A 2672-nucleotide genomic window follows, 5' to 3' on the forward strand; every position below is an offset into this window, starting at 1 on the left:
ACCTTTCTCCAGGTTGCCTCCACGTCACGGGGCTCGGCAGCTCGCATGAGATGTTTGAGTTTGGCGAAGACCTGCTCGATCGGATTGAGGTCCGGGCTGTAGGGCGGCAAGAAGATGCGGTGGGCGCCTCTGGCGCGGATGGCTTGGCGAGCCGCTTTGCCCTTGTGGCTGCCAAGATTGTCGAGAACGACGATCTCACCCGGTGCGAGGGTGGGTGCCAACACCTTCTCGACGTACAGCGTGAAGAGCTCACCATTGATGGGACCATCAATCACCCAAGGCGCGCTGATCCGATCGTGACGCAGCGCCGCGATGAAGGTCATTGTCTTCCAATGGCCGAAAGGTGCAGAGGCTTGGAGGCGCTGCCCGCAAGGCCCCCAGCCGCGCAGTGGTGCCATATTGGTTTTGATCCACGTCTCGTCGATAAACACCAACCGCGCGACGTCGATCCTGCCTTGATGTGCTTTCCAGCGGGTCCGCTTACGGGCGACGTCGGGACGATCCTGCTCGGCTGGTAGAATCGTTTTTTTTGAAGCTGAGCCCTTCGGTGTGAACAAAAAGTCCACACCGCCCGCACGTCTGTCTTGATCCCGCGTGCAGCCAGTTCCTGCGTCAGCTTGCGCAAAGTGAATGGCCCCGAGCGAATGCGTTTGCGCAGCCAGTCGGCGTTGGCATCCGACAGAACCCGCTTCTTGTGGCCGCCGATTTGGCCAGGTGACAGGCCTCCGGTATCCCGTCTCAGATTCTTCCACTTCGTCACGCAGGAGGCGCTGATCTGGAGCGCCTCGGCAATCGAACGAACTGTTTCTCCCGCATCAGCTCGCGCCAAAGCCCGTTCCCGGATGTCTTCCGAATAGGGTCGCGTCATCCATGCCGGCCTCCGCCCTCCAGCATGGATGTTGAATCAGAAATCGCTCCCGGTGGGAATCCCGATTCCAGCCAAAAACAACATGCTCTAGACGGACATTCTTCCGTTGAGGTATGGGACGGGCCTCGCAGAGTTGCCCGGCTGGTGCGCGAGAGTTCAGATGATTACGGCGCCAGGGGGTCACCCGGAGCGCCTTGATTATCTCGGATCAGCTTCTGGCTGTCGGATTTCAATCGCACATTTGTCCCGCTCTCGTGGAGCTCTAGCCACCCGTGCTGGACGGCGTACTTTATGCCGGCGCCGAACTCGGACGCTCTGCCCTTCAGGGTGAAGAGGAAAGGCGCGTTGATCCTCTCTGGATGCGGTCGTCCTGAACCGGTTCGATGCTAGCGGCGAGCTGGACTAGCCGGCGCGCCGCGGCATCAGGATCTGCACAGGGACGTGGTACCGCGAACTTGGTCATGTTTCATCCGATGTTCGAGTTCTTTCAGAATAGACGTCATTGGTCGCTTGGGCGTTCTGGATATCGGCCATCAATTGGTTCGCCACTTCCTGCAGACGGTGTCGATCTCGCTCAGTGAACTCCCGCGGTTCGGTATCGATTACACAAAGGCAACCCACGACATGACCGGACAAAGTTCTCAGCGGGACTCCTGCGTAGAAGCGAATGCCTCTCTCCAGCACACGCGGATCATCGGCGAAGCGCGGATCCTCGGTGACATCCTCGCAAACCAGCATATCGTCTGCAGCGATCACATGGGCGTCGAGGGAGCCCTCGTGATTGCCCTGCAGACCTGTTTGAACTTCCTGGGGGAGGCTGTCAGCGGCAGTTGGATGAGTCTCATCGACCAAGGATACCAGCGCGATCGGAACGTTGAAGGCTTGCCCAATCTTTTTGGACGCCTCATCCAAGGCCTGACGTTTCGAGGCATCCAAGCCAAGGCTGCGTAGCGCGGTGAGCTGCGCCCGCTCGGCCTCAGCCGTAACCTGGGGCGCATCGCCGCGAACTGCTGCCCGACCGATCCATGCCTCCACCTGCTCGGTGCAGGCTTGCAGAGATGCGAATGCTGCGTCGGCCGCCATTTGCCTCTTGAGCTCTTCCGCGTGTTCCATTCCGGCAATCAAATTCCAGCAGCAGACGGCAAACTTCACTTGGGGAGCCCGTCGACGTAGGCGACGAAAGACATAGCGCGCATAGACCTGGGGCTGCGGGTAAAATAGGACAGGCACACCACGTCTACCCCTTGGAGATCAAGCTGCTCCAATGCTCCCCGGCTCACCACGATCGGCGGCAGGACTTTGGCCCCGACGTTGCGTTCCTGAAGTACCTGGGCGAGCATCTCCGACGCTGCATGGTCAAGCTCCGTACGTCCGGCGAGACAAAGGACGCATGGTTGTTGCGTCAGATGATTTCCCACTTCCACAGCAGACGCTTTCTCGCGGACGTGGTCGTCAACCTCCCGCACAACCGAGATGGCCGTTTCCGCGACAAGGCGCCGGTAGTTCGTGTCTGTGCTGCTGCGCTGACGATCATTTTCCGCCAAGCGCAGAGCTGGAATGCCTACGTTATCGTACAGCTCGCGCGAGGAACACTCGTCGACATAGTTTTCGGCGAACTCGACCGCCTCCTCGATATTGCCAGCCAATAAACGCTGATAGAGCTGCTCCTCCGGCGCGAGCACAGGATCGCTGCCAAGCAGAACGCCCAAGAATTCCAACTGCGGGACGTAGCGCCCGATGACGACCAGGCAGACGGTCAAAGGTGTCGCCAGGAATAGCCCAACGGGTCCCCACAGCATCGTCC

1 protein-coding gene and 2 pseudogenes are annotated in these 2672 nt (G+C 59.8%); all 3 read right to left on the reverse strand.

The annotated features are described in order from the left end of the window. A pseudogene (locus tag EAV90_RS41095) lies at positions 1–868 on the reverse strand (IS630 family transposase); the annotation flags it as partial. A gap of 459 nt (positions 869–1327) precedes the next feature. Continuing rightward, on the reverse strand, positions 1328–2020 hold the full coding sequence (locus EAV90_RS38975; RefSeq protein WP_129146461.1) for a GAF domain-containing protein: 693 nt from the start codon (positions 2018–2020) through the stop codon (positions 1328–1330). Next, positions 2017–2672, reverse strand: a pseudogene (locus EAV90_RS38980) (AI-2E family transporter); the annotation flags it as partial. The pseudogene EAV90_RS38980 and the gene EAV90_RS38975, both read right to left, overlap by 4 nt.

Source organism: Bradyrhizobium vignae (genome assembly GCF_004114425.1).
Classification (GTDB): domain Bacteria; phylum Pseudomonadota; class Alphaproteobacteria; order Rhizobiales; family Xanthobacteraceae; genus Bradyrhizobium; species Bradyrhizobium vignae.